At 72.5% G+C, this 21839-nt stretch carries 16 protein-coding genes and 1 pseudogene; 9 read left to right on the top strand and 8 right to left on the bottom strand.

Going from position 1 to position 21839, the window contains the following annotated elements; all coding sequences use genetic code 11:
• Positions 1 to 6: 6 nt before the first annotated feature.
• Genes ACF1GV_RS11790 through ACF1GV_RS11800 form a run of 3 tightly spaced genes read right to left on the bottom strand, consistent with a single transcriptional unit; the run spans position 7 to position 3565 of the window.
• The gene (locus ACF1GV_RS11790; RefSeq protein ID WP_391678660.1) at positions 7 to 789 is read right to left on the bottom strand and encodes a 3-oxoacyl-ACP reductase; all 783 of its coding nucleotides are present in this window, start codon (positions 787 to 789) and stop codon (positions 7 to 9) included.
• Positions 786 to 2192 carry an aldehyde dehydrogenase family protein gene (locus tag ACF1GV_RS11795; RefSeq protein WP_391678658.1) on the bottom strand — a complete coding sequence of 469 codons (1407 nt, stop codon included), beginning with the start codon at positions 2190 to 2192 and terminating at the stop codon, positions 786 to 788. The genes ACF1GV_RS11790 and ACF1GV_RS11795 overlap by 4 nt, the downstream gene beginning before the upstream one ends.
• 8 nt (positions 2193 to 2200) lie before the next feature.
• The gene (locus ACF1GV_RS11800) at positions 2201 to 3565 is read right to left on the bottom strand and encodes a glutamine synthetase family protein (RefSeq protein ID WP_391678656.1); all 1365 of its coding nucleotides are present in this window, start codon (positions 3563 to 3565) and stop codon (positions 2201 to 2203) included.
• 145 nt (positions 3566 to 3710) lie between these two features.
• On the opposite strand from ACF1GV_RS11800, the gene eat reads away from it, so the two are divergent.
• Complete coding sequence (gene eat, locus ACF1GV_RS11805) at positions 3711 to 5177, top strand: ethanolamine permease (RefSeq protein WP_391678653.1); 1467 nt, start codon at positions 3711 to 3713, stop codon at positions 5175 to 5177.
• A 31-nt stretch (positions 5178 to 5208) separates the two neighbouring features.
• A complete protein-coding gene (locus tag ACF1GV_RS11810; RefSeq protein ID WP_391678651.1) occupies positions 5209 to 5937 on the top strand; it encodes a gamma-glutamyl-gamma-aminobutyrate hydrolase family protein in 729 nt (242 codons plus the stop codon).
• A gap of 73 nt (positions 5938 to 6010) precedes the next feature.
• Here ACF1GV_RS11810 and ACF1GV_RS11815 read toward each other — a convergent pair whose 3' ends face one another.
• The 5 genes and pseudogenes from ACF1GV_RS11815 to ACF1GV_RS11835 form a co-directional block, all read right to left on the bottom strand.
• Complete coding sequence (locus ACF1GV_RS11815) at positions 6011 to 7567, bottom strand: GMC family oxidoreductase (RefSeq protein WP_391678649.1); 1557 nt, start codon at positions 7565 to 7567, stop codon at positions 6011 to 6013.
• 226 nt (positions 7568 to 7793) lie between these two features.
• Positions 7794 to 7976, bottom strand: a pseudogene (locus ACF1GV_RS11820) (ATP-binding protein); the annotation flags it as partial.
• Between the two features lie 120 nt (positions 7977 to 8096).
• The gene (locus ACF1GV_RS11825) at positions 8097 to 9119 is read right to left on the bottom strand and encodes a TolB family protein (protein ID WP_391678648.1); all 1023 of its coding nucleotides are present in this window, start codon (positions 9117 to 9119) and stop codon (positions 8097 to 8099) included.
• A gap of 65 nt (positions 9120 to 9184) precedes the next feature.
• Positions 9185 to 10450 (bottom strand): MFS transporter, encoded by a 1266-nt coding sequence (locus tag ACF1GV_RS11830; protein ID WP_391678647.1) that lies wholly within the window; start codon positions 10448 to 10450, stop codon positions 9185 to 9187.
• A gap of 21 nt (positions 10451 to 10471) precedes the next feature.
• The gene (locus ACF1GV_RS11835; protein WP_391678646.1) at positions 10472 to 11326 is read right to left on the bottom strand and encodes a glycosyltransferase; all 855 of its coding nucleotides are present in this window, start codon (positions 11324 to 11326) and stop codon (positions 10472 to 10474) included.
• Between the two features lie 351 nt (positions 11327 to 11677).
• Here ACF1GV_RS11835 and ACF1GV_RS11840 point away from each other — a divergent pair, with 351 nt between their 5' ends.
• The 7 genes from ACF1GV_RS11840 (at position 11678) to ACF1GV_RS11870 (ending at position 21824) form a co-directional block, all read left to right on the top strand.
• The gene (locus ACF1GV_RS11840; protein ID WP_391678645.1) at positions 11678 to 13117 is read left to right on the top strand and encodes a sugar transferase; all 1440 of its coding nucleotides are present in this window, start codon (positions 11678 to 11680) and stop codon (positions 13115 to 13117) included.
• A 23-nt stretch (positions 13118 to 13140) separates the two neighbouring features.
• On the top strand, positions 13141 to 14190 hold the full coding sequence (locus ACF1GV_RS11845) for a Gfo/Idh/MocA family protein (RefSeq protein ID WP_391678642.1): 1050 nt from the start codon (positions 13141 to 13143) through the stop codon (positions 14188 to 14190).
• Between the two features lie 54 nt (positions 14191 to 14244).
• Positions 14245 to 15219: an SDR family NAD(P)-dependent oxidoreductase gene (locus ACF1GV_RS11850; protein ID WP_391678640.1), complete on the top strand. Its 975-nt coding sequence runs from the start codon at positions 14245 to 14247 to the stop codon at positions 15217 to 15219.
• Complete coding sequence (locus tag ACF1GV_RS11855; protein ID WP_391678639.1) at positions 15216 to 16355, top strand: DegT/DnrJ/EryC1/StrS family aminotransferase; 1140 nt, start codon at positions 15216 to 15218, stop codon at positions 16353 to 16355. Before ACF1GV_RS11850 ends, ACF1GV_RS11855 begins: the two co-directional genes overlap by 4 nt.
• Entirely contained in the window at positions 16352 to 17041 is a 690-nt protein-coding gene (locus tag ACF1GV_RS11860; protein WP_391678637.1) for an acetyltransferase, read from the top strand. The genes ACF1GV_RS11855 and ACF1GV_RS11860 overlap by 4 nt, the downstream gene beginning before the upstream one ends.
• The gene (locus tag ACF1GV_RS11865; protein ID WP_391678635.1) at positions 17038 to 18156 is read left to right on the top strand and encodes a DegT/DnrJ/EryC1/StrS family aminotransferase; all 1119 of its coding nucleotides are present in this window, start codon (positions 17038 to 17040) and stop codon (positions 18154 to 18156) included. The genes ACF1GV_RS11860 and ACF1GV_RS11865 overlap by 4 nt, the downstream gene beginning before the upstream one ends.
• Before the next feature lie 62 nt (positions 18157 to 18218).
• Positions 18219 to 21824, top strand: coding sequence for a DUF4082 domain-containing protein (locus tag ACF1GV_RS11870; RefSeq protein WP_391678632.1), 3606 nt, complete (start codon positions 18219 to 18221; stop codon positions 21822 to 21824).
• Positions 21825 to 21839 lie beyond the last annotated feature (15 nt).

Consider the following 21839-nt stretch of genomic DNA (forward strand, 5'->3'; position numbering starts at 1 on the left):
CGGGGCCTACAGCGGGGTGACGTACGCGCCCGCGATGCCGCCGTCGACGAGGAACTCGGCGGCGTTGACGAAGGAGGAGTCGTCGCTGGCGAGGAAGGCGACGGCGGCCGCCATCTCCTCCGGCTCGGCGAACCGCCCCACCGGCACGTGCACCAGGCGGCGCGCGGCACGCTCCGGGTCCTTCGCGAACAGCTCCTTCAGCAAGGGGGTGTTGACCGGGCCGGGGCACAGCGCGTTGACGCGGATGCCCTCCCGGGCGAACTGGACGCCGAGTTCGCGGGACATGGCGAGCACGCCGCCCTTGGAGGCGGTGTAGCTGATCTGCGAGGTCGCCGCGCCCATGACGGCGACGAACGACGCGGTGTTGATGATCGACCCCCTGCCCTGGCGGCGCATGTAGGGGAGCGCCGCCTTGCAGCACAGGTAGACGGAGGTGAGGTTGACCTCCTGGACGCGCTTCCAGGCCTCCAGGCCGGTCTCCAGGATGGAGTCGTCGTCGGGCGGCGAGATGCCCGCGTTGTTGAAGGCGACGTCGATGCTCCCGTAGGTGTCGTAGGCCGTCTTGAACAGGGCCTCGACCTGCTCCGGGTCGGTGACGTCGACCTGCACGAACAGCCCGCCGACCTCTTCGGCGGCGGCCTTTCCGGCGGCCGCGTCGATGTCGGCGCACACGACGTTCGCGCCCTCGGAGGCGAGACGGCGCACGGTGGCCAGGCCGATGCCGCTGCCGGCTCCGGTGACGACGGCGGTACGGCCGGCCAGGCGGCGGCAGATGGCGGACTCGGTCACGGTCGGTTCTCCTCGGTGCTGATGAAGACGTTCTTGGTCTCGGTGAAGGCGGTGAGGGCGTCCGGCCCCAGCTCCCGGCCGATGCCGGACTGCTTGAACCCGCCGAACGGGGTCCAGTAGCGGACGCTGGAATGGGAGTTGACGGACAGGTTCCCGGCGGCGACCGCCCGCGAGACGCGGATCGCGCGTCCCACGTCCCGGGTCCACAGGGAGCCGGACAGGCCGTAGTCGGTCGCGTTGGCCAGGCGTACGGCGTCCGCCTCGTCCTCGAAGGGCAGGACGACGGCGACGGGCCCGAAGATCTCCTCGGTGGCCGCCGGGTCACCGGGGCGTCCCTCCAGGACCGTCGCCGGGTACCAGAAGCCCTTGCCCTCGGGAGCCTCGCCGCGGATGACGACGGGAGCGCCGTCGGGGACGTAGGAGCGCACGCGCTCGCGCTGGGCGGCCGAGATCAGCGGGCCCATCTGCGTCTCGGGGTCCGCCGGATCGCCCACCCGCCACGCCGTGACGGCCGGTTCGAGCAGCTGAAGGAAGCGGTCGTACACCTCGCGCTGGACGAGGATGCGGCTGCGGGCGCAGCAGTCCTGGCCGCTGTTGTCGAGGAAGGAGCCGGGCGCCGCGGCGGCGGCCCGCTCCAGGTCGGCGTCGGCGAAGACGATGTTCGGGCTCTTGCCGCCGAGTTCGAGGGTCACCCGCTTGAGCTGCGCCGAGCCCTTCGCCAGCACCTGCTTGCCGACGGCCGTGGACCCGGTGAACACCACCTTGGCGACACCGGGGTGCTCCACGAGCGCGGCGCCGGTGACCGGGCCGGCGCCCGGCAGCACCTGGAACAACCCCTCGGGCAGACCGGCCTCCAGCGCGAGCCGGGCCAGCCTGATCGCCGTCAGCGGGGTCGTCTCGGCGGGTTTGAGCAGCACCGCGTTGCCCGCGGCCAGCGCCGGGGCAGCGCCCCAGCAGGCGATGGGCATCGGGAAGTTCCACGGCGCGATCACCGCCACCACACCGAGCGGCTCGTGGAAGGTGACGTTCAGGCCGCCCGCCACCGGGATCTGACTGCCCGCCAGGCGCTCGACGCCGCCGGCCGCGTAGTCGAACAGGTCGCGGGCGTTGCCGGCCTCCCAGCGGGCGTTGCCGATCGGATGGCCGGCCTCCAGGACCTCCAGCCTCGCCAGCTGCTCCAGGTGGTCGTCGATGACGGCGGCGAAGCGGCGCAGCAGCCGGGCCCGGTCGCCGGGCGCGAGCGCGGCCCAGGCGGTCTGGGCGCGGGCGGCGCGGGCGACGGCCTCGGCCACCTCCGCGGCGCTCGTGGCCGGGACGGTGGCGACGACCTCCTCGGTCGCCGGATTGAGGACCTCGTGCGCAAAGGGCTCGGAAGGCTCGCAGCGGTAGGAGTGGTCGGACAAGGGGTTCCTCACAGGCGCTCGAAGGAACGGAAACGCTCCCAGTCGGTGACGGCGGAGTCGAAGGCGTCCAGCTCGACGCGGGCCATGTTCAGGTAGTGCTCGACGACCTCCTCGCCGAAGGCGGCCCGCGCGATCGGGGAGGACTGCCACAGCTCGGCGGCCTCCCGCAGAGTGCCGGGCACCTGCCTGGCGTCGCCCGTGTACGCGTTGCCGGTGCACCCCTCGGGCAGCTCCAGCTCGTGCTCGATGCCGTACAGCCCGGCCGCGACCATGCCGGCGACCGCCAGATACGGGTTGACGTCGCCGCCGGGCAGCCGGTTCTCCAGGCGGTGCCCGGGGCCGTGGCCGATGACCCGCAGCGCGCAGGTGCGGTTGTCGGGACCCCAGGCGACGGCGGTCGGCGCGAACGAGCCCGGGCGGAACCGCTTGTAGGAGTTGATGTTCGGCGCGTACAGCAGCGTGAAGTCCCGCATCGCCGCCAGTTGCCCGGCCAGGAAGTGCTCCATCAGCGGGGACATCCCGTACGGCCCGTCGCCCGCGAGGACGGGACGGCCGGCCTCGTCGCGCAGCGAGAGGTGAATGTGGCAGGAGTTGCCCTCACGTTCGTCCCACTTGGCCATGAAGGTGAGGGACACGCCCTCCTGCGCGGCGATGGTCTTGGCGCCGGTCTTGTAGATGCTGTGCTGGTCGCAGCTGGTCAGCGCCTCGTCGTAGCGGAAGGCGATCTCGTGCTGCCCGAGGTTGCACTCGCCCTTGGCGGACTCCACGGTCATGCCCGCCGCACCCATCTCGTTCCGGATGCGCGCCAGCAGCGGTTCGACCCGGGCGGTGCCCAGCAGCGAGTAGTCGACGTTGTACTGGTTGGCCGGGGTCATCTCGCGGTAGCCGCGGGACCAGGCCGCCTCATAGGTGTCCTTGAAGACCATGAACTCCAGCTCGGTGCCCGCGTACGCGGTCCAGCCGTGCTCCGCGAGCCGGTCCAGCTGGCGGCGCAGGATCTGGCGCGGGGAGGCGACCACCGGGGAGCCGTCGTGCCAGGCCAGATCGGCGAGCAGCAGCGCGGTGCCCGCGTCCCAGGGGGTGCGGCGCAGGGTGGCGGGGTCGGCGTGCATCGCGAAGTCGCCGTAGCCGCTCTCCCAGGAGGACATGGCGTAGCCGCCGACGGTGTTCATGTCGGCGTCCACCGCGAGCAGGTAGTTGCAGCCCTCGGTGCCATGGCGCAGGACCTCGTCGAGGAAGAAGCGCGCGGCGAACCGCTTGCCCTGGAGCCTTCCCTGCATGTCGGTGAAGGCGAGGACGACGGTGTGGATCTCCCCGCCGTCGACGAGTGTCACCAGGTCGTCGACGCTGAGCGGGGGCGTACGGTCAGCCACGGGAACGGCCTCCTGTCGGTGCGGACGGAGGCCCTAAGGTACGCATGCAGACCTTTGGAAGGGAAGAGCCCGGAGGTCTTGCGCTCGGCGCTCCGGGAACGCAAAGGTGTGCATCCGTACCTTTCCTCGAGGTAGGGAGCGGCCCATGACCGACGGCACCGACGCACATGTGACCTCGTCTTCCCCCGCGGCGCCCCCGTCGCCGGACGACGCCTACCTCCAACGGCGCACCCTGCGCCGGGGCAGCGCCGGCTGGCTGCTGCTGACCGGCCTCGGCGTGGCCTACGTCGTCTCCGGCGACTACGCCGGCTGGAACTTCGGCCTGGCCGAGGCCGGGTTCGGCGGCCTGGCCGCGGCCGCCCTGCTGATGGGCGTGATGTACACCTGCCTGGTCTTCTCGCAGGCCGAGATGGCCGCGGTGCTGCCCACCGCCGGCGGCGGTTACGGCTTCGCCCGCCGGGCGCTCGGCCCGTGGGGCGGGTTCCTCACGGGCACCGCGATCCTCATCGAGTACGTGCTCGCCCCGGCCGCCATCGCCATCTTCATCGGTGACTACGTCGAGTCCCTGCACCTGTTCGGGCTGACCTCCGACTGGCCCGTGTACCTCGCCTGCTTCGCCCTGTTCATCGGCATCCACCTGTGGGGGGTCGGAGAGGCGCTGCGCTTCAGCTTCGTCGTCACCGGCATCGCGGTCGCCGCACTGATCGTCTTCGCCGTCGGCGCCCTCACGCACTTCGACGCCGGCCGGCTCGACGACATCCCCGTCGACCACACCGCCTTCGCCGCGAACTCCTGGCTGCCGTACGGACTCCTCGGCATCTGGGCCGCGTTCCCCTTCGGCATGTGGTTCTTCCTCGGCGTCGAAGGGGTGCCGCTGGCCGCCGAGGAGACCAAGGACCCGGCGCGCTCCCTGCCGAGGGCGATGGCCCTGTCCATCGGCATCCTGCTCGCCCTGGCCCTGGTCACCTTCCTCACCGCGACCGGGGCACACGGCTCGGCCGCGATCAAGGACGCCGGCAATCCGCTGGTCGCGGCGCTGGAAGGGGACGGCGGGCCCACCGCGCTGAGCCGGTTCGTGAACTACGCCGGCCTCGCCGGGCTCGTCGCCTCCTTCTTCTCCCTCATCTACGCCGGCTCCCGGCAGCTGTTCGCTCTCTCCCGGGCCGGCTACCTGCCCCGCTTCCTGTCCCTGACCAGCCGCCGCAAGGCGCCTCACCTCGGCCTGCTGGTGCCCGGCGCGCTCGGCTTCGCGCTCGCCGCCGCGACCCGCGACGGCGCCCGCATGCTCAACGTCGCCGTGTTCGGCGCGACCATCTCCTACGCCCTGATGGCGCTGTCCCACATCGTGCTGCGCCGCCGTGAGCCGCGGCTGCCACGGCCGTACCGCACCCCGGGCGGCGTCGTGACCTCCTCGGTGGCCCTGGTCCTGGCGTGCGCCGCGCTCGCCGCGACGTTCCTGGTGGACAAGACCGCCGCGCTGATCGCGCTGGCCGTGTACGCGGTCGCCCTCGCCTACTTCGCGCTCTACAGTCGGCACCGTCTCGTGGCCTCCGCCCCCGAGGAGGAGTTCGCCGCGCTGGCGGCCGCCGAGGCCGAACTCGAACGCGACTGACCCCGCCCCACGCCCGGAAGGAAAGACCCCCGTGCCCACGCCTTGCATCGGCATCAGCACCTACCTGGAGTCCTCCGTGCGCTGGGGCGTGTGGGACCTGCCCGCCGCAGTGCTCCCGGCCGGCTACCACGAGCTGGTGCAGCGCTGCGGCGGGCTCGCTCTCCTGCTGCCGCCGGACGACCCGGGCGCCGCCGAGGAGACCGTCGCCCGCCTGGACGGCCTGGTCGTCACCGGCGGCCCCGACGTCGACCCGCGCCGCTACGGCGCCGCACGCCACCCGCGCACCGGCCCCGCCCACGAGCGGCGGGATGCCTGGGAACTCGCCCTGATCGACGCCGCGCTGGAGCGGGGCACCCCGCTGCTCGGCGTCTGCCGGGGCATGCAACTGCTCAACGTGGCCCTCGGCGGCACCCTCATACAGCACCTGCCGGACGTGGTGGGACACGGCGGCCACTGCGGCCCGCCCGGGGTGTTCGCCCGGCACGTCGTCAAACCGGTGCCGGGCACCCGGCTGGCCGCGGTACTGCCCGAGGCCGTCACCGTGGCGACCTACCACCACCAGGCCCTGGACCGGCTGGCCGACGGCCTGACGGCGAGCTGCCACGCCGAGGACGGCACGGTCGAGGCCGTCGAGCTGCCCGGCGCCGGTGGTTTCGCCATGGGCGTGCAGTGGCATCCGGAGGCCGGAACCGACGTACGGCTCATGCAGGCCCTGATCACGGCGGCCCGGGCCCGTCGGGACGCGAGGGAGGCGCCCTAGAGTGCTTCGTTAGGTTCTGGTTCTTCTCGTCGGTAGGGGGCGAGGGCGCGGTCGGCCGGCAGGACGGGACTCGCTATCGTCCGACTCCCGTGATGAGGCCGGCCGCCTTCTCCGCGGCCATGATGGTCGGTGCGTTGGTGTTGCCGCGCGGCACCGTCGGGAAGACCGAGGCGTCCACGACGCGCAGGCCCGGCACGCCGAGGACACGCAGCTCGGGGTCGACGACCTCACCGATCGCGCACGTCGACGTCGGGTGGAACAGCGTCTGCCCGTTGCGCTGTGCCCAGGCGAGGAGATCCGCGTCCGCGTCCGAGTCCGGGACGAGGTACGGCCCCGTCGCGACGTCGGTCACCGCCCGCTGTGCCGCGATATCCAGGGCGATGCGCAGACCGGCGACGATGGCGTCGCGGTCCTGCCTGGTGGTGAGGTAGTTGTGCACGATCCGGGGCGCGGCGTCGGGCCGCGGGGAGCGCAGGGTGACCGTGCCGCGGCTGGTCGGGGCGAGCACACACGGGCCGAAGGCGAAGCCGTGCTCGGTGGGTGCGCCGAGCCCCTCCTGGTGGAAGAGTACGGGGGAGGCGTGGAACTGCACGTCCGGGGCGGCCAGGTCGTCCCGGCTGCGGAAGAAGCCGCCGGCCTCGCCGAGGTTGGAGGTGAGGTGGCCGCGGCCCTCGCTCTGCAGCAGCGCGGCGTTCTCCGGCGTGGCCGCCGTGAGGAGCGACTCGACGCCGGTACGGAAGTTCAGCAGCGTCATGTAGTGGTCCTGCAGCCCCTCGCCGACGGGCAGGTCCTGGACGACGCCGATGCCGAAGGCGGACAGGGTGGCGGCCGGCCCGATCCCGGACAGCATCAGCAGCTTCGGCGACTCGTAGGCGCCCGCGGACAGGATCACCTCGCGTTCGGCGCGCACCACCTCGACGGTGCCGCCCCGCTCCACCTCCACACCGGTCGCCCGGCCGCCCTCGACCACTACGCGGTGGGCGAGGGCCGACGGCAACACGGTCAGGTTCGGCCGCTCCAGCGCGGGGTGCAGATACGCGACGGCGGCGCTGCAGCGCAGACCGCCGCGCTGGGTGAGCTGGTAGCGGCCGACACCGAACTGCGTCTCGCCGTTGAAGTCGTCGTTCGCCTTGTGCCCGGCCTGCACGGCCGCCTGCACGAAGACCGAGGCGAGCGGGTGCAGCGACCGGCCGTCGCTGACGGTCAGCGGCCCGTCCGCGCCGTGGTACTCGTCCGCGCCGCGCTCGTTGTCCTCCGAGCTCTTGAAGTACGGCAGGACCTCGTCGTACGACCAGCCGTCGGCACCGGCCGCGGCCCAGCCGTCGTAGTCGGCGCGGTTGCCGCGGATATAGATCATCGCGTTGATCGAGCTGGAGCCGCCGAACACCTTGCCCCGGGGCAGGTAGGTCCGCCGCCCGCCGATCCCCGGCTCCGGCTCGCTGTCCAGGTCCCAGTCCAGGGCCGATTTGAACAACTGCGGGAAGGCGGCCGGGACATGGATCTCCTGCGCGGTGTCGGGACCGCCGGCCTCGATCAGCGCCACCCGGACCTCCGGATCCTCCGAGAGGCGTGCCGCGAGCACACAGCCCGCGGAACCGGCACCGACGATGACGTAGTCGTACGTGCTCATGCCCATCTCCTTTGGCAGCAAGTGCGGGTGCCGTGACATGCGGTCCTGCTCGGCCGGGAAGCCCGGTGCCGGCCCCGGTGACGGGGTGGCGGAGGGATCTGGTGCCCGGATGAGGAAGGGGAGCCGGTGGGCCAGTGCCCGCTGCTGCCAGGGTCCCGCGTGGACGTCGAGATGGTCGACGGGATACTCGGCCAACCGCCCCAGCGAACCGGCCCGTTCGACGGCCCAGCAGCAGGCCGCGGCCGCCCTCGTCCGAGATGCGGGCGTGGCGCAGGTGCGGCGAGGTGCTGTTCGTGTCGAAGACCTCGCACGTCAGCGTGGACCGGAGTATCCGCCGCGGCTGGATCGGGCCCTTGCCGTAGCGGATCGCGTTGGTGACCAGCTCACTGACGATCAGCTCCGTGGCGAAGCCGTCGGCGTCCAGGGTCAGCACACTGCCCTCGGCCAGCTCGAACTGGGCCGTCTCGAAGGGGAGTCCGCCCTCCCTGGTCCGCGCCCCTCCAGCCGGGCCCACCAGGCGGGCCGCGGGCTACAGCGGTGCCGGGGACGACGCGCCCGCGATCAGCAGCCTCGGGCTTCCCGTGCCGTCCGCCGGCACGCTCCACAGGTCGCTGCCGCCGATCTTGCCGTCGGCGGGCAGGGTGTAGACGAGGGTGCGGTCGTCGAGCCAGGTGGCCTGGTCGTCGACGCTGTGGCGTTCGGCGAGCGGCGTCCGGCGCAAGGTCTTGAGGTCGAGGACGTACTCGTGCCAGAGCGAGGCACCGGACAGGACCCGCCTCTTGTAGGCGACCCGGGTCCCGTCGGGGGAGAGCGACGGGCACTCCACGTTCTCCGCCAGGGTGGTCACCGTACGCCGGGAGAGGGAACCGCGGACCAGGTGGGTGCGGCCGGCGGAGTTCAGGGTGGCGTAGAAGGTGTCGTCGTCGGCGGCGAACGTGACGCCCCAGAAGTTGACGTCCGAGGCGTGGTACGGCTTGCCGTCCTTGACGACGGAGAACGTCTCCAGGCTGGGCGTCAGCCGCATCGTACGGGTGTCCAGCACGGAGGTGCGGGTGGAGAAGAAGGCCGACGAGTACGACTCGCCGGAGACGAAGACGGTCCACGCGGCGAAGCGGCCACTGGGCGAGACGCGGGCCCGGCTCGGGGTGCCCGCGAGCGGGAAGGTGCGCACGGTGCGCAGCCCGGCGTCGAGGATCAGGGCGCGGTTGCTCTGCTTGAGCACGCCGGGGTTGGACTGGAGGCAGACGCCCGTGCCGGCCGCCGCGTAGAAGCGGACGCACTTCAGGCTCGCCGCGATCCGCCTGCCCCCCGGATCGGCCGACGGCACGGAGGCGAGAGCGCCCCGGTGCGGGCCGGCGGCCGCGTTCACGAACAGCAGGCGGCCCTTCTGGCCGAGCGCAGGCGTGCCCGCGGTGACGGCGGGACCGCCCGACTGCGCCCGGCCGGCCCGGTCGGCGCGGTCGGCGGCGTGCAGGACGACGCCGGTGCCGAGGCCGGCGAGCAGCAGCACCGCGGCGAGGAGGATCAGCAGGCGGCGGCGCAGCGGTGTCATTCCGGTCCTCGCGTTCGTCGTTCCGGCGGGGCCAACGGGGCCGGCGGAGCCGGTGGATGTCGTGGTCATCGTGTGCCGTCCGCCGGCCGCAGCACCAGGCCCGCGACGACGGCGCAGCACACCAGGCCGGCCGCCGAACAGGCCAGCGCGGGGCCGTCGCCCCACATCGTCCACGCGGCGCCGAAGCCCAGCGAGCAGCAGAAGCGGGCCAGGGCCTGGCTGGTGCCGACGATGGCGAGGCCGCTGGCGCGCAGGTGCTCGGGCACGACACCGGCGAGGGCGGCCGGGAGGACGCCGTCGGTGGCCGCGTAGAACGTGCCGTGCAGGGCGAGGACGACCGGCGCCAGGACCGGCGCGGCCGGCGCCCACAGCAGCAGGGCGTAGGCGGCGAGCAGGGCCAGATGCCCGGCGAGGAACACGGTGCGCCGCCCGACCCGGTCGGCCAGCGCGCCCATCGGCACGGCCAGCAGCAGGAACACGACGGCGGTGCCCAGCGGCAGCAGCGTGAACCACGCGTCACCGACCCCGGCCCGCCGTTGCAGCAGCAGATAGAGGAAGGCGTCGCTGACGGTGGTCAGACCGAGCAGCGCGGCACAGCCGGCGAGCGCCCGCAGCCGCGGCAGGCGCAGCAGGGCGAGCGCCTCGCCCACGGACGGCTTGGGGCGCGGCGGGCCGGCCTCCTCCGTCCGCCCCGGCTGCCGCCGCCCCGGTACGAACAGCACCAGGACCAGCACCCCCAGCACCGCCACGCACGTGCTCACGCCGAACACGGCGTCGTAGCCGTCGGCGGCAGCGCGCAGGATGAGGAAGGCCGTCAGCGGGCCGAGCATGGCGCCGGTGGTGTCCATCGCCCGGTGCACGCCGAACGCCCGGCCCTGGTTCGCGGCCGGCGTGGACAGGGAGATCATCGCGTCGCGCGGGGCGGTGCGCAGGCCCTTGCCGGTCCTCTCCAGCGCCAGGACGGTGCCGAGCGTGCCGAGGCTGCCGGCGAGCAGCAGCAGCGGCTTGCACAGCGCCGAGAGCCCGTAGCCGAGCCCGGCCATCAGCTTGTGGCCGCGCACCCGGTCGGCGAGGTGGCCGCCGGTGAGCTGCACCAGCGCGCTGACGCCGTTGTAGATGCCGTCCAGGGTGCCGAACCCCAGCGGGCTGAAGCCGAGCGTGCTGACCAGGTAGAGCGGCAGGACGGCGGTGACCATCTCCGAGGAGATGTCGGTGATCAGGCTGACCGTGCCGAGCACGAGCACGACCGGGGCGACTGCGGGCCGCCGGCCGCGTATACGGCCCGCGTCGGCGCCCGTCTGCGCCGGTGCGGAACGGTCGGTGAGGTACATGTGGCAGGACTCCCGGTGCGCTCAGTTCCGCCGGCTGCTCTCGTCGCGCAGCCAGGTGCCGAAGTCCCCGGCGCGGATGGCCCTGCGCGCCCCCCGGCGGGCGACCAGCGCCGCGGCGACGAAGACCACGACGCCCGGCAGGAGTGATGGCTCCGCGCGCAGCAGCGCCGTCAGGTCCGATCGTCCGGTTCGCGCCGAGGACCCCTGCGGGCCCTGCCGCTCGACCTGCGCGGTGGACACCGCCGCCCGGACCCGCCGTTTGATCAAATCCCGCCAGGTGCGCGGTGGATGGACCACGACCTGTGCCGCGCCGACCACGCGCCGCTCGTGCGCGGCGAACGCCAGCGACGCGGCCAGGTCGTCCGCCATCAGCGGCGGCAGGACGGCGATCCGGTCGTGCCCGGCCTTGGACAGCGCGATGACGCCCCGGCCGAACAGCCCTTCGCGCACCGCGGGCAGCCGCTGCCACACCCGGTAGTAGGCGCGCACCGGCCAGGCGCAGGCGGCCAGCGGGATGTGCCGCCGTGGCGCGGTGGCGAGGATCCGCAAGGTGCCGTCGGCGCCGTCGTCCAGGGGCGTGGTGAGCGCCCGTACGTCGGCGGCCGTGAGCACCACGTCGGCGTCCACGTACAGGCGCGGGAAGCCGCGCGCGTGGTCGTCACCCGCCCGCAGCGCGGCGTGCTTGGAGGGGACGGGGATCTCGACCACCCGCACGCGCGGACCGCGGGCGGCCGCGACGCGCGCGGTGTCGTCCGTGCACCCGTTGCACACGACCACGATGTCGGTGTCGTCCCCGAAGCCGTCGGCCAGCAGAGCATCGAGGAGCCGGCCGAGGACGCGCGCCTCGTTGTGCGCCGGGATCACGATGCTCGTCACCCGGGCAGTATGCCCCCCGGCATCCCGTTGCGCTGCGTGTTTCGTCCAACTGTTCCCGGGACTGCGTCCCGTGGTCTAGATTGAGGTCCGCCGGACCGGTTTGGGAGGGAAACCAGACCCTGGCTGCACGTCAGGGGAACGGCGTTGGGGGACCGGAGGCCGAAACAGGCAGCCGGCCAGCACGCGGGGGGCGTGAAGCGGTTGGGGAACCGCTGAGACTCCCTTGTTTTTCAGTGCCGTTGGGCTGAGGAGACACAGCGGCGCCGATCCATTCCCGGCTGCGGGTCTCGCGACCGCATGCCCGGTTTTCGTTGGCTCAGGCATAGTTGCGCATGTGGTGGTGGGGGGTCCATGACCATTGAGATGACGCATGAGCACCTGGTCGTGGAACATAGACGTCCAGATGCTCGTCGAAGACGCTGGGAACGCACATACCGAAGAGCTCTGCTGGCCGCGGACGTGTTCGCGTCCCTGGCCGCCGCCCTGGTGATTCACGGGGCGTACGGCCGCTGGGCGGTGGCGCTGGTGCTGCCGCCGCTGTGGATCGTGGCGATGCTCGCCCACCGCACCTACGAGCGCGGCGCCCTCGGTCTGGGGGCCGAGGAATACCTTCGTGTGCTGCGCGGCGCCGCCCTGCTGCCCGCGCTGGCGGCCACCTACTGGGTGTTCACCCGCGATGCGGGGTTCCTGCATGACATGACGACGGCCGCGGTGCCGGCGATCGCCTTCGCGCTGCCGCTCCGTTACGCACTGCGCCGCCGGCTGCACCGGCGCTGGGCGCGGGGGCGCGACCGCAGCGCGACGCTCCTGGTCGGGCCCTCGCGCGGGGTCCTGGAGCTGGCCGCCGTCCTGCGGCGCACCGGCGGCGCACGCGCCCTGCACGTCGCCGGCGCGTGCGTGAGCGACGCCGACCACAGCACACAGATCCGCCGGCTGGGGGTGCCCGTCCTGGGCGGCGCCGGCGACCTGGACGACGTCATCCGGGCCATGGGCATCGGCACCGTGGTGGTGCTCCCGGCCCCGGAGTTCGACGCCGCCGTCCTGCGCCGCATGTCGTGGACGGCCGCCGTCCACGCCGCGGACTTCCTGCTGGCGCCCGTCCTGACCGACGTGTCCGCCGCCCGCCTGGCCGTGCGCCCCACCAACGGCGTGCCGCTGTTGCGCGTCCAGGCGCCGAACCTCTCCCGGCTCTCCCGGCTGCCCAAGGAGGCGCTGGACCGTACGCTCGCGGCGGCGCTCCTGCTGTTGTTCGGGCTGCCCCTGCTGCTGATCGCCCTGATCGTCCGGCTGGACAGCACCGGACCGGCCCTGTACCGGCAGCAGCGGGTGGGCCGCTACGGCGACCACTTCACCATGCTGAAGTTCCGCACCATGCGGCAGGACGCGGACGCCCTGCGGGCCGAGCTGGAGCACCTCAACAGCAACAGCGACGGACTGCTGTTCAAGGTGAAGAAGGACCCGCGCGTCACCCGCGTCGGCTCGTTCCTGCGCCGCAGCTCGCTCGACGAACTGCCGCAGCTGATCAACGTGGTCAAGGGCCACATGTCGCTCGTGGGCCCCCGCCCTCCGCTCCCCGAGGAGGTGGAGGAGTACACGCCGGACATCAAGCGCCGGCTGCTGGTCAAACCCGGTCTCACCGGGCTGTGGCAGGTCAGCGGCCGCTCCGACCTGCCCTGGGACGAGGCGGTCCGGCTCGATCTCGGATACGTGGACAACTGGTCGATGGGCCTCGACCTGTCGATCCTGCTGCGCACCGGCTCGGCCGTGGTGCGCGGAACGGGGGCCTACTGATGAGCCAGGGAAAGAGGAACGCCGTGACGCAGGAGCCGTTGGGGGTCGCCGTCGTCGGGGCCGGCTACTGGGGCCCCAACCTCGTCCGCAACTTCCAGGCCAGTGACCGGTTCCGGCTGCGCTGGCTGTGCGACCTCGACGTGGACCGCGCCCAGCGGGTCCTCGGCGGTTACTCGACCGTGCAGGCCACCGCGGACTACGCGGCCGTCCTCGCCGATCCGGAGGTGGACGCCGTCGCCGTGGCCACGCCCGCCGGCACCCACCTCGACATCGCCCTGGCCGCCCTGCGCGCCGGCAAGCACGTCCTCGTGGAGAAACCCCTCGCGGCCACCTACGCCGACGGGCTGCGCCTGGTGAACGAGGCGCGGGAGCGCGGCCTGACCCTGATGTGCGACCACACCTACTGCTACACGCCCGCCGTGGGCCGCATCCGGGAGGCGGTCCACTCCGGGGAACTCGGCGAGATCCACTTCGTCGACTCGGTGCGCATCAACCTCGGGCTCGTCCAGAAGGACATCGACGTGCTGTGGGACCTGGCCCCGCACGACCTGTCCATCCTGGACTTCATCCTCCCCGGCCACGTCGAGCCGGTCGCCGTCGCCGCCCACGGGGCCGACCCGATCGGCGCGGGCCAGGCCTGCGTGGCCTATCTGACGCTGCAGCTCAACACGGGGGCCATCGCCCACGTGCACGTCAACTGGCTCTCCCCGACGAAGGTGCGCACCACCATGGTGGGCGGCGCCAAACGCACCCTGGTGTGGGACGACCTCAACCCGCTGCAACGGGTGGCGATCTACGACCGGGGCGTGGACCTGGCCGCGCCGCAGGAGATCGGTGCGGACGAGCGCCGCGACATGCTCGTCTCGTACCGCTCCGGGGACATGGTCGCCCCCGCGATCGCCGAGCGCGAAGCCCTGCGCGGCATGGCCGAGGAGTTCGCCGACGCGATCCGGCACCGGCGGGCGCCGCTGACCGACGGCCGCGCGGGCCTGCGCGTGCTGGACATTCTCGAAGCGGCCTCCCGGAGCCTTCAGTTCAAGGGCGCCGTCGTCGGCCTGCGCGCCGGCCACTGACGTCCGTTCCAGCGCCGCGCACTGACGTTCCACATCAGCGAGAGGGCCAAGCAGTTGAGCAGCGTACGAGGCAAGAAGATCCTGGTCACCGGAGGGGCGGGCACCATCGGCTCGCACCTGGTCGACCTCCTGGCCGAGGGCGGTGCCCGCGAGATCGTCGTGCTCGACAACTTCGTGCGCGGGCGCATGGCCAACCTCGCCCAGGCACTTAGGAGCAACACCGTGCGGGTCGTCGAGGGCGACATCCGTGACGCCGCCCTGGTCCGCAAGGTCACCGAGGGCGCCGACCTGGTGTTCCACCTCGCCGCGATCCGCATCACGCAGTGCGCCGAGGAACCCCGGCTCGCCAACGAGGTGATGGTCGACGGCACCTTCAACGTCCTGGAGGCGGCGGTCGACGCCGGCGTCTCCAAGATCGTCGCCTCGTCCTCGGCGTCCGTCTACGGCATGGCCGAGAAGTTCCCGACGACCGAGCGCCACCACCCCTACAACAACGACACGTTCTACGGCGCCGCCAAGGCCTTCAACGAGGGCATGCTGCGCAGCTTCCACGCCATGTTCGGGCTCGATTACGTGGCCCTGCGCTACTTCAACGTGTACGGCCCCCGGATGGACATCCACGGCCTGTACACCGAGGTGCTCATCCGCTGGATGGAACGCATCGAGGCGGGCGAGCCGCCGCTGATCCTCGGTGACGGCACCCAGACCATGGACTTCGTCGACGTCCGCGACATCGCCCGCGCCAATGTGCTGGCCGCCGAGTCCCCGGTCACCGACGAGGTGTTCAACGTCGCCGGCGGCACGGAGACCTCGCTGAAGGAGCTGGCCGAGGGCCTGCTGGAGGCGATGGGCGCCACCGGCCTGGAGCCCGAGTACGGCCCCGCCCGCACCGTGAACAACGTGGTCCGGCGCCTCGCCGACACCAGCCGGGCCGCCGAGCGGCTCGGCTTCACCGCCCACATCGACCTGCGCACCGGGCTCAAGGACCTGGTCGCGTGGTGGCGTGCGGAGCGGGAGGCGGCCAAGTGAGCACCGACCGCATCCCCGTGATGATCCCCTGGCTGGGCGAGGAGGAGGCCCGGGCCGCCTCCGAGGCCGTACTGTCCGGCTGGGTCGCCCAGGGCCCCCGGGTCGCCGCCTTCGAGCGGGCCTTCGCCGAGCGCGTCGGCGCCGAGCACGCCGTCGCGGTCAGCTCCTGCACCACCGCCCTGCACCTGTCCCTCGTCGCCCTCGGACTCGGGCCCGGCGACCAGGTCGTGGTGCCCTCGCTGTCCTTCATCGCCACCGCCAACGCGGTGCGCCACGTCGGCGCCGAGCCGGTGTTCGCGGACGTGGACCCGGCCACCGGCAACCTGACCACGGACACCGTGGACGCGGTCCGCACCCCGCGCACCCGGGCCGTCCTCGCCGTCCACCAGGGCGGCGTCCCGGCCGACGTGCACGCCCTGCGCGCCGCCTGCGCCGACTGGCAGATCCCGCTGGTCGAGGACGCGGCCTGCGCCATCGGCTCCACGGCCGGCGGCAAGCCCGTCGGACAGGGCGCCCTGGTCGCGGCCTGGTCCTTCCACCCCCGCAAGATCGTCACCACCGGCGAGGGCGGCATGATCACCACCGACGACGCCGGATGGGCGGCCCGTCTGCGCCGGCTGCGCGAACACGGCATGAACGCCTCGGCGGCCGAGCGTCACGCCAGCGACAAGCCCGTCCTGGAGAGCTATCTCGAGGTCGGCTACAACTACCGGATGACGGACATCCAGGCCGCGGTCGGCCTGGTCCAGCTCGGCAAACTCGACGCGATGATCAACCGCCGCCGGGAACTGGCGGCCCGCTACGAGGCGTTGCTGCGGGACATCCCGGGCCTCACCCCGGTCCGCGACCCCGAGCACGGCGAGAGCAACTTCCAGTCCTACTGGGTGCTGCTCGAGCCGGACTTCCCCGTCGGCCGGGACGACCTGCTCGCCGCGCTCGCCGCGGCCGGCGTCTCCGCCCGCCGCGGCATCATGGCCGCACACCTCGAACCCGCCTACGCCGGCCACCACGGCGCGCCGCTGCCGGTCACCGAACGGATCAGCCGCGACTCGCTGATCCTGCCGCTGTTCCACACGATGACCGAGGTCCAGCAGGACCGCGTGGTGGCCGCTCTGCGCGCCCAGGCCGCACGATGAACACGCTGCTGATCATCGGCGCCGGCGGCTTCGCCCGGGAGACCGCGCAGGCCGTACGGGACGCGGGCGAGGTCACGCTGCTCGGGCACCTCGACGACAACCGGGCCCTGCACGGCACCGACGTCGACGGCCTGCCCGTCCTCGGCGGCACGGACCTGGTCCACGACCTGCCCGACGCCGACGTGGTGATCTGCGTGGGCAACCCGCGCGACTACGGCGCCCGCGCCCGCCTGGTGCGCCGGCTCGACCTGCCCGAGGACCGCTACGCCACCGTGGTCCACCCGACCGCGGCCGTCTCGGCGACCTCGCGCGTCGGCCCCGGCTCGGTGCTGCTCGCGCACTGCGCGCTGACGGCCGCCGTACGGGTGGGCGCGCACGTCGCGGTGATGCCGCACACCGTCCTCACCCACGACGACGTCGTCGAGGACTTCGCCACCGTCGCGTCCGGTGTGTGCCTGGGCGGGGGAGTGCGGCTGGCCACGGGCAGCTATGTGGGCTCCGGGGCCCTGGTCCGGGAGGGCACCACGGTCGGCGCCTGGTCGCAGATCGGGATGGGGAGCACCGTGCTCGGCGACGTACCGCCGGGAGAGGTCTGGGTGGGGAGCCCGGCCCGGCGGCTGCGCGAGGCGGCCGCCCCGGCGCTGGACGAACTCGCGCTGAGAGCAATGGGGGGACCACACGCATGAACCGGATTCCACTGGTGGACCTGAAGGCGGCCCACGCGGAGGTCGCCGACGAGGTACGGGCCGGCTTCGAACGCGTCCTGGCGAACACGGCGTTCATCGGCGGGGAGGAGGTCCGCCTCTTCGAGCGCGAGTACGCCGACTTCGGCCGCGTCGCGCACTGCGTGGGCGTCGCCAACGGCACCGACGCCGTCGAACTCGCCCTGCGGGCCGGCGGGGTGGGGCCCGGCGACGAGGTCGTGGTGCCCGCCAACACGTTCATCGCCACCGTCGGCGCGGTGGCCCGCATCGGCGCCCGCCCGGTCCTCGCGGACTGCCTGCCCGACAGCCATCTGCTGGATCCGCAGGCCGCGCTGGACGCGGTCGGCCCGGCCACCCGCGCGGTGGTGCCGGTGCACCTGTACGGTCAGATGTCCGACGTCACCGCGCTGACCGGCCGGCTCCCCGGCCATGTCCGCGTCGTCGAGGACGCCGCGCAGTGCCAGGGCGCCAGCTGTGGCGGCCGCACACCGGGCAGCGGCTCCATCGCCGCCACCAGCTTCTACCCGGGCAAGAACCTGGGCGCCTACGGCGACGCGGGCGCGGTCCTCACCGACGACGAGGAACGCGCCGACCTGGTCCGTGCGATCGCCAACCACGGCGGCGTCGCCAAGTACCGCCACGACGTGCCCGGCTTCAACAGCCGCCTGGACGGACTGCAGGCCGTCGTCCTGCGCGCGAAGCTGGCCCGCCTCACGGACGGCAACGCGGCCCGCCGCGCGGCCGCCGCCCGCTACGACGCGCTGCTCACCGGCCTGGCGGCCGGCGGCCGGGTCGTCCTGCCGGTGACGGCGCCCGGCAATGTCCACGTCTGGCACCTGTACGTCGTCCAGATCACCGGCGCGGACCGCGACGACGTGGTCGGCAAGCTGGGCGCCGAGGGCATCGGCGCGGGCGTGCACTATCCGCAACCCGTCCACCTCACCCCGGCGTACCGCCATCTCGGCCACTCCCCGGGCGACTTCCCGAACGCCGAGAAGGCGGCCGAGCGGATCCTGTCGCTTCCGCTCTACCCGCAGATCACCCCCGACCAGCAGCAGCGGGTCGTGGACGTGCTCACCGCGGCGCTCGCCTGCTGAACCATCCCCGCTCCACCCCGACCGCACGGGTCGGTCCTGCACAGCACCGCTGAGAGGTACTCATGAACAGTTGGAGCAGACGGCTGCGGGGCGGGCGCCTCGCCGTCGTCGCAGCGTTGATCTGGACAGTGCTACCGCAGGCCGTCCCCGCCCAGGCGGTCACCGATCCGTGCGGTGCGGGATCGAACCCGGTCGTCTGCGAGAACTCCAAACCGGGCAGCCCGAAGTCCGACTGGTTCTCGGCCAACGCCTACGGTGACATCAAGGGGTTCACCACCAAGGAGAGCGTCCAGGCGGGCGACACGGTCCAGTTCAAGGTCCAGTCGAAGACCCCGTACCGCATCGAGATCTACCGGCTGGGCTGGTACGGCGGTGACGGCGCCCGGGAGGTGTCGACGGCGGCGCAGGCCGCGGTGACGTACCCGGCGAACTACACGACCGGTCCCAGGAGCTGCACCACCGAGAGCGCCACCGGCCTGGTCGACTGCGGCAACTGGCCGGTGACCGCGAGCTGGACCGTGCCCGGCGACGCCGTGTCCGGCCTGTACATCGCGAACATCACGCAGACCGACGGCGACGGCCTGATGCCGTACCCGTTCGTCGTCCGCAAGGACTCCAGCACCTCCGACGTCGTCGTGCAGACCAGCGACCAGACCTGGCAGGCCTACAACGACTACGGCGGCCAGGACCTGTACGGCGGCGCCGGCCCCGCGCCCGACGGCCGCGCCTACGAGGTCAGTTACAACCGGCCGCTGGACATCGGCGGCGACAACGGCATCTACGGCTCCGAGTTCATGATGCTGTCGTGGCTGGAGCGCAACGGCTACGACGTGAGCTATCTGTCCGGTGTGGACGTCTCCACCAACGGCGCCACTCTGCTGAAGAACCACAAGGTGTACCTGTCCTCCGGCCACGACGAGTACTGGACGCAGAGCCAGTACTCCAACGTGCTGGCGGCCCGCAAGGCCGGGCTGCGCGAGGCCTTCTTCAGCGGCAACGAGGTCTTCTGGAAGACCCGCCTCGCCCCGAGCATCGACGGCGCGACCACGGCGAACCGCACCCTGGTCTGTTACAAGATGACCAAGATGGCGCAGAACAACGGCATCGCCGACCCCAGCGGCAGCTGGACCGGCACCTGGATGGACCCGGCCGGCGCCCAGTACGGGCAGGCCTACCAGCCGCCGAACATCCTCACCGGCTCCATGTTCACGGTGAACGGATACCGCAACGACGCCATCACGGTCCCCGGCTCGTACGGCAGGAACCGGCTGTGGCGCAACACCTCGATCGCCAACCTCACACCGGGCCAGACCGCCACCTTCCCGGCCGGCACCCTCGGCTACGAGTGGGACAGCGACATCGCCAACGGCACCCGGCCGGCCGGGGCGATCGACCTGTCCTCCACGACGGTGGACATCACCGACGGCAAGTACCGCCTGGACTGGGGCAACGTCTACGGCAACGGCACCGCGACGCACAGCCTCGTCGCGTTCCGCGACCAGGACTCCGGGGCGCTGGTGTTCGGCTCCGGCACCGTGCAGTGGTCATGGGGACTGACCAATGTCCCCACCTACGACCCCGCCGACACGGTGGTCACCGAGGACGCCCGGATGCAGCAGGCGACCGTGAACATCCTCGCCGACATGGGCGTCCAGCCGAAGACCCCGCAGAGCAACCTCGCCGCCGCCACCGCCTCCACCGACGGCACCGGACCCGCGGTCACCGTGACGAGCCCCGCCTCGGGTGCCACCCTCCCGGCGCTGAAGCCCGTCACCCTCACCGGCACCGCCACCGACACCGGCGGGGGAGTGGTCGCCCGCGTGGAGGTGTCCACGGACGGCGGCGCCACATGGAACGCCGCCACCGGTCTCACCTCCTGGAAGTACACCTGGACCCCGACCACACCGGGGCCGGCCTCCCTCAAGGTGCGCGCCGTCGACGACAGCGTCAACATCGGCGCCGCCACGACCCTCCCGGTGACCGTCGGCCCGCAGACCTGCCCCTGCACCGTCTGGCCGGCCTCGGCCGTGCCCGGCACCGTCAACGCGGGCGACGGCAGCTCGTTGGAGCTGGGCGTCAAGTTCCGCACCACGGCGGCCGGTTCGATCACCGGTGTCCGCTTCTACAAGTCGCCCGCCAACACGGGCACCCACACCGGCAGCCTGTGGACCGCCTCCGGCACCCGCCTGGCCACCGGCACCTTCACGAACGAGACGGCCTCCGGCTGGCAGCAGCTGAACTTCCCCACCCCGGTGGCGGTCAAGGCGAACACCACCTACGTCGCCTCCTACTTCGCCCCCAACGGCGGCTACTCCTACGACGGCGGCTACTTCACCGACAGCGACGCCGGCCTCGCCCCGCTCACGGCACTGAAGTCCGGCACCGACGGCGGCAACGGCGTCTACCGGTACAGCTCCACCAGCGCCTTCCCGACCTCGCAGTCCTCCGGCAGCAACTACTGGGTCGACGCGGTGCTCGACACCTCGACGGCCGGCACGGCCCCGCCCACCGTCACGGCGACGTCCCCGACCTCCGGGGCGGTCAACACGTCGATCACCGCACCGGTGTCGGCCACCTTCAACGCGGCCGTCGACGCGGACAGCCTCACGTTCACCGTGAAGGACCCCGGCGGCAGCGCCGTGCCGGGCACCGTCACGCTCCCCGCGGCGAACAAGGCGACCTTCACCCCGTCGACCGAACTGGCGCTGCACACCACCTACACGGCGTCCGTGCAGGCCACCGACGTGTGGGGCAACGCCCTGGCGGCCCCGGTGACCTGGAACTTCACCACCGGTTCCACCCCGCCGGCGGTCACCTGCCCCTGCACGCTCTGGAACGCCGGCACCGTCCCGGCCACCGCCGACGTGACCGGTGACGCCAACTCCGTCGAACTGGGCACCAGGTTCACCTCGTCGACCGCCGGCTGGGTCACCGGCGTCACCTTCTACAAGGGCACCGGCAACACCGGCACCCACACCGGCAGCCTGTGGAGCGACGACGGCACCCTGCTCGGCAGCGGCACGTTCACGAACGAGACGGCCTCGGGCTGGCAGACGCTGACCTTCGCCACCCCGGTGGCCATCACCGCCGACACCGCGTACGTCGTCTCCTACCACGCCCCGCAGGGCAACTACGCCGTCGACGGCGGCTACTTCGCGGCGGCCCACCAGTCGTATCCGCTGACCGCCACCGCCGACACCGCCGCGCACCACAACGGGCTCTACCGGTACGGCACGGGCCCCGCCTTCCCGAACAGCTCCTACGGATCCGCGAACTACTGGGTGGGCCCGGTCCTCACCGCCGACAACCCGAGCGGGATGCTCGCACCGGCCACCGCCTCGGAGGTGACCACGTCCTCGGTGACGCACACCGCCGACGCGGCCACCCCCCTCGTCGCGGCCCTGCCCGCCGCCACCGCCCTGTCCTCCGTCACCGCGACCGTGACCGTCCTGCCCGGCCCCACGGCAGCCGCCGCCAGGAAGCTCCACGTCACGGCCGTCACCTCCTACGACCGGGCCACCCACAAGGTGTCCGTCCACCTGTCGGCCCCGCTGCCGGACGGCACGCGGTTCACCGTCACGGTCAGCGCCCGGGACAAGCACCGCCACCCGGTGCGGTCCCACAGCTGGACCCTGACCAGCAAGACCGTCCACAAGAAGAAGAACTGACCGACCGAGCGCACC

This window comes from Streptomyces sp. NPDC014006, assembly GCF_043088925.1.
GTDB lineage: Bacteria > Actinomycetota > Actinomycetes > Streptomycetales > Streptomycetaceae > Streptomyces.